The following is a 5,355-nucleotide window of genomic DNA, read 5'->3' as shown; positions in this document are numbered from 1 at the left end:
GCGCCCGGGCCCCCTGGCTGCCGCCGAGGACCAGCACCCGCGGCGGCCCCTCGCGCCGGGCGAGGCGCGCCGCCGGGGGCGGCACCTCGTGGAGCCGGGCGCGGGTCGGGTTGCCGACCCAGCGCCCGCGCTCGCCCAGCGCCTCCGGGAAGCCGGTCAGCACGCGCCGGGCGAGCCGCGCCAGCACCCGGTTGGTCAGCCCGGCGCGGGCGTTCTGCTCGTGGACGACCAGGGGCCGCCGGGTCGCCCGCGCCGCCAGCCCCGCCGGGCCGGCCACGTAGCCGCCCATGCCCAGGACCACATCGACCCGCTGACGGCGCAGGATCGCCGCCGCGGCGGCGACGGCGCGCAGCAGCCGCGCCGGGGCGGCCACGGCCGCGAGCCGGCCCTTGCCCCGCAGCCCCCGGACCTCCAGCCACGCCACCTCGAGCCCGGCCTCCGGGACGGCCCGGGCCTCGAGCCCGCCGCGGGTGCCAATCCAGACGACCCGCCAGCCGCGCTCCTGCAGGGCGGCGGCCACCGCCAGCCCCGGGAAGACGTGGCCGCCGGTGCCGCCGGCGGCGATGGCCACAGTGCCCCGGCTCATGGCCGCGCCTCCTCGGGCCGGCGCCCCTCGGCCCGGGCGTGGGAGAGCTCGCAGCCGGCGCGCAGGAGCAGCCCCATCAGGGCCCCCGTCACCACCATGCTGCTGCCGCCGTAGCTGAACAGGGGCAGCGTCAGCCCCTTGGTCGGGAGCAGGCCGGTGGCCACGCCCATGTTGATGAACGCCTGCATCCCGATGATCAGGCCCACCGCCCAGGCCACGTAGCCGGCGAACGGCAGGCGGTGGCGGTGGCACGCCCAGCCGGTGGCCATGGCCCGGAGGACGATGAACACGAACAGGCCGATCACCGCGGTGACCGCCAGGAGCCCGCCCTCCTCGGCGAGCACGGAGAAGACGAAGTCGGTGTGGGCCTCGGGCAGGTAGAAGAGCTTCTGGACGCTGTCGCCGAGCCCCACCCCGTGCCACTCGCCGCGCCCGATGGCGATGAGCGACTGGGTCAGCTGGAAGCCGGAGTTGAACGGGTCCGACCACGGGTCGAGGAAGGAGGTCACCCGCTCCCAGCGGTAGGGGGCCTGGACGATGAGCAGCCCCGCCACCCCCGCCAGGCCCGCCACGAGGGCGGCGAAGCGCCACAGCGGCGCCCCCGCCAGGAAGAGCAGGGCCGTGACCAGCGCCATCAGCAGCAGGGCGGTGCCGAAGTCGGGCTGGCTGAGCAGCAGCAGGGCGCACAGCGTCCCGACGCCCACCGGCACCAGGAAGGCCACCGTGGAGGTGCGCAGCCGCTCGCCCCGGCGCACCAGGTAGTCGGCCAGGTAGAGCGTGAGCAGGATCTTCACCGGCTCGGCCACCTGGAGGTTGAAGGCGCCGAGGGAGATCCAGCGCGACGCGCCGTTGACCTCGTGCCCGATGCCCGGGATCAGCACCAGGGTCAGCAGGAGCAGGGCCAGCAGCAGCATCAGCCAGCTCCCCTGCTGCCAGTTGGCGAGGGGGACCTGGACCAGGGCGAAGGCGGTCCCGGCGGCGAGCACCGCGAAGACCGCCTGGCGCTTGAAGTAGTAGAAGGCGTCCCCCGTGGCCTGGTCGGCGACGGAGACCGACGCCGAGGCCACCACCACCAGGCCGAGCAGGAGCCCGGCCACTACCGCCCAGAGCAGCGGCTGGTCGAGGGCGGGCCACAGCGGGTAGCGGCGCTCCGGGGCGCCGGCGGCGTAGTCAACCATCACCGACCTCCTCGCGGACCGCCTGCCGGAAGGCCTCCCCCCGCTGCTCGAAGCCCGAGAAGGCGTCGAAGCTCGCGCACGCCGGTGCCAGCACCACCGCGTCGCCGCGGCGCGCCCGGGCCGCCGCGGCGGCGACGGCCTCGCCCATGCCCGCGGCACGGACCACCGGCACCCGGCCGCCGAGGGCCGCCTCGATCTGCGGGGCGTCCTCGCCGATGAGCACCACCGCCCGCGCCCGCTCGGCGCAGGCGTCGGCGAGCGGGCGGAAGTCCGCCCCCTTGCCCTGCCCGCCGGCGATGAGCACCACCGGCCGCTCCAGCCCCTGCAGCGCCGCCAGCGCCGCCCCGACGTTGGTCGCCTTGGAGTCGTTGAGCCACGCCACCCCGCCCCACTCGCCGAGGCGCTCCATGCGGTGGGGCAGCCCGGGGAAGCTCGCCAGGGCGCTGCGCTGCGCGGCGGCGGGGATGCCGTAGGCGTCGGCCAGGGCCATGGCGGCGAGGGCGTTGGCGCAGTAGCTGCGCCCGGGCACCGCCAGCTCGGCCACCGGCATGCGCGGCTCGTCGCCGGCGGCGAGGTACTCGGCGCCGGCGCGGCGGAGCAGGCGGTACGCCGCCGCCGGCTGCTCGAGGCTGAAGGCCCGGCGCGCCCCCGCACCGGCGCCCATGGCGGCGGTGTACGGGTCGTCGGCGTTGACCACGGCCACCGCCGCGCCCTCGAGCAGCCGCGCCTTGGCGGCGGCGTAGCTGTCGAGGTCGGCGTAGCGGTCCATGTGGTCGGCGCTGACGTTGAGCACGGCCCCGGCCTGCGGCCGGAAGCCCGGGCACGCCTCGAGCTGGAAGCTCGAGACCTCGAGGATATAGCACGCCACGGGCCCGCGCTCGAGCAGCTCCAGGGCCGGCGTGCCGAGGTTCCCGCCCACGGCGGCGGGGATCCCGGCGTGCCGGGCCATCTCGGCGAGCAGGCTGACGGCGGTGCTCTTGCCGTTGGAGCCGGTCACCGCGAGCACCGGCGCGCGCGCCGCGGCGGCGAAGAGGGTGAGCTCGCCGACGACCTCGCGGCCGGCGGCGCGCAGCTCGGCGAGCACCCCGCTGCGCAGGTCCAGCCCGGGGCTGACCACCACCCGCTCGGCCCCGAGGAGGGCCTCGCGATCGAGCCCGCCGACGGCGACCGGCACCTGCGGGTGCTCGCGGCGCAGCGCCGCGAGCCCCGGCGGCTCGCGGCGGCTGTCGGTCACGGCCACCGCCTCGCCGCGGCGCAGCAGGTGCCGGGCGCACGCCAGGCCCGTGGCGCCGAGCCCGGCGACCGCCGTGTAGCCGTTGGCGGGCTCGCCCACTGCCATCTCAGCGCACCTTGAGCAACGCCAGGCCGAGGAGGACCAGCACCACCGTGATGATCCAGAAGCGCACGATGACCCGCGGCTCCGGCCAGCCCTTGAGCTCGTAGTGGTGGTGCAGCGGCGCCATGCGGAAGAGCCGCCGCCCGGTGAGCTTGAACGACAGGACCTGGACCATCACCGAGACCGTCTCCATGACGAAGACCCCGCCCATGATGAACAGCACGATCTCCTGGCGCACCGCCACCGCCACCACGCCGAGCGCCGCCCCCAGGGCGAGCGCCCCCACGTCGCCCATGAAGACCTGGGCGGGGTAGGTGTTGTACCAGAGGAAGCCGAGCCCGGCGCCGATGATCGCCGCGCAGAAGACGACCAGCTCGCCGACCCCGGCGATGGCCGGGATGCCGAGGTAGTCGGCGAAGACGTGGTGGCCGGTCGCGTAGGCGAAGACCGCCAGCCCGGCGGCGACGAGCACCGTCGGCATGATCGCCAGGCCGTCGAGGCCGTCGGTGAGGTTGACGGCGTTGGAGCTGCCGACGATGACCAGGGCCGCCAGCAGGACGAAGCCGAGGCCGAGGGGGAAGATCAGATCCTTGAACAGCGGCAGCACCAGGCTGGTCTCCACGGGGGCCTGGGCCGTGGCGAAGAGCACGGCGCCGGCGGCGAAGGCCACCGCCACCTGCAGGCCGAACTTGGCCTGCGCCCGCAGCCCCTGGCTGTCCTGGCGGGCGAGCTTGAGGGCGTCGTCGACGCCCCCGATGGCGCCGAAGAGCAGCGTCACCAGCAGGGCCACCCAGACGTAGCGGTTGGTCAGGTCCGCCCAGAGCAGCGTCGAGGCGGCGATGGCGATGAGGATCAGCGCCCCGCCCATGGTCGGCGTACCCGCCTTGCCGTAGTGGGACTCGGGGCCGTCCGCCCGCACCTGCTGGCCGATCTGGTGGAGCACCAGGCGCTCGATGACCGCCGGGCCCACGGCCAGGGCGATCCCCAGGGCGGTGAGCACCCCGAGGATGGCGCGGAAGGTGATGTACTGGAAGACGTTCAGGCCGGAGTAGAACGCCTCCAGGGCCATCGCCAGGTGGTAGAGCACGCTACCTCTCCTCCGTCTCTGTCGAGCTTGCGGTCAGCGCCGCGACGCTGCGCTCCATGGCGGCGGAGCGCGATCCCTTGATGAGCACCACGGCCTGCGGCGGCAGCTCCCGCTCGCAGGCGGCGAGCATCTCCTCGTGGCCGGTGAAGCACCGCCCGCCCTCGCCGAAGGCGGCGGCCGCCGGCGCCGCCTCGGCACCCACGGCCCACAGCCGGGCCACGCCGGCGGCCCGGGCGAGCTCGCCGGCGCGGCGGTGCCACTGCGCCGCCTCGGGGCCGAGCTCGGCCATGGCGCCGAGGAGCAGCCACGGCTCGCCCCCCTGGGCCCGGAGCACCTCGAGGGCCGCCTGCAGGCTGCCCGGATTGGCGTTGTAGCTGTCGTCGATCACCCGGCGGCAGCGCCGCCCGGGGTGCACCTCCAGGCGCCCCGGCGCCGCCCCGGCGGCGGCGATACCGGCGGCGACGGCCGCCTCGGAGGCCCCCAGCGCCACGGCGCAGGCCGCGGCGGCGGCGGCGTTGGCGGCGTTGCACGCCCCCAGCAGGGGGCTGGGGACCGGGCGCCACACCCCGCCGAGGCGCAGCTCCAGGGCCTCGCCGTGGCCGCGGTAGCGCACCTCCGCCTGCGGGCCGGCGCCGAAGGCCAGGATCCGCCGCGCCCCCGCCAGGCCGCGCCACAGATCGGCGTAGGGATCGTCGGCGTTGATCACCGCCGTCCCCTGCGGGCCGAGCGCGGCGAAGAGCTCGCCCTTGGCCTCGGCGACGCCGCGCACCGTCCCGAAGCCCTCGAGGTGCGCCGGCCCGGCGTTGGTGACGACGCCGACCTCGGGGGCGGCCCAGGCGGCGAGCGTGGCGATCTCGCCGGGGTGGTTGGCGCCCATCTCGACGACGGCGTAGCGGTGGTGCCCGTCGAGCCGGCAGAGCGTCTCCGGGACGCCGAGGTGGTTGTTGCGGTTGCCGCGCGTGGCCAGGGTCGGCCCCTCGGCGGCGAGGATGGCGGCGAGCAGCTCCTTGACGGTGGTCTTGCCGTTGCTGCCGGTGACGGCCGCCACCCGGGCGCCGGCGCGCCGGCGCGCCTGACGGCCGAGCTCGGCGAGGGCGCGCTCGGGCTCGGCGACGACGACGGTGGGCAGCGCCGCCACGGGGCGGCGGCCGAGGACCGCCGCCGCTCC

The 5,355-nt window shown here is 76.4% G+C and carries 5 protein-coding genes; all 5 read right to left on the bottom strand.

The window, feature by feature from the left end:
* Positions 1-586 (bottom strand): UDP-N-acetylglucosamine--N-acetylmuramyl-(pentapeptide) pyrophosphoryl-undecaprenol N-acetylglucosamine transferase (locus CKO13_RS10350; protein ID WP_200260536.1); only part of this gene is annotated, 586 nt, incomplete at its 3' end.
* Positions 583-1,764: a putative lipid II flippase FtsW gene (gene ftsW, locus CKO13_RS10345; RefSeq protein ID WP_200260533.1), complete on the bottom strand. Its 1,182-nt coding sequence runs from the start codon at positions 1,762-1,764 to the stop codon at positions 583-585. The genes CKO13_RS10350 and ftsW, both read right to left, overlap by 4 nt.
* Positions 1,757-3,103: a UDP-N-acetylmuramoyl-L-alanine--D-glutamate ligase gene (gene murD / locus CKO13_RS10340; protein WP_200260530.1), complete on the bottom strand. Its 1,347-nt coding sequence runs from the start codon at positions 3,101-3,103 to the stop codon at positions 1,757-1,759. The genes ftsW and murD overlap by 8 nt, the downstream gene beginning before the upstream one ends.
* 1 nt (position 3,104) lies before the next feature.
* Positions 3,105-4,187 (bottom strand): phospho-N-acetylmuramoyl-pentapeptide-transferase, encoded by a 1,083-nt coding sequence (gene mraY, locus CKO13_RS10335; protein WP_420827065.1) that lies wholly within the window; start codon positions 4,185-4,187, stop codon positions 3,105-3,107.
* Between the two features lies 1 nt (position 4,188).
* Positions 4,189-5,355 (bottom strand): UDP-N-acetylmuramoyl-tripeptide--D-alanyl-D-alanine ligase (locus CKO13_RS10330; protein ID WP_200260527.1); only part of this gene is annotated, 1,167 nt, incomplete at its 5' end.

It is taken from the genome of Halorhodospira neutriphila (assembly GCF_016584055.1).
GTDB lineage: Bacteria > Pseudomonadota > Gammaproteobacteria > Nitrococcales > Halorhodospiraceae > Halorhodospira > Halorhodospira neutriphila.
The sequence above is the reverse complement of the archived record's forward strand: the minus strand, read 5'-3'. Positions and strand labels throughout refer to the sequence as shown.

Excerpts from the sequence above, each read along its gene's own strand:
- ftsW (WP_200260533.1), bottom strand. The coding sequence starts at position 1,764 with ATGGTTGACTACGCCGCCGGCGCCCCGGAGCGCCGCTACCCGCTGTGG.
- murD (WP_200260530.1), bottom strand. The coding sequence starts at position 3,103 with ATGGCAGTGGGCGAGCCCGCCAACGGCTACACGGCGGTCGCCGGGCTC.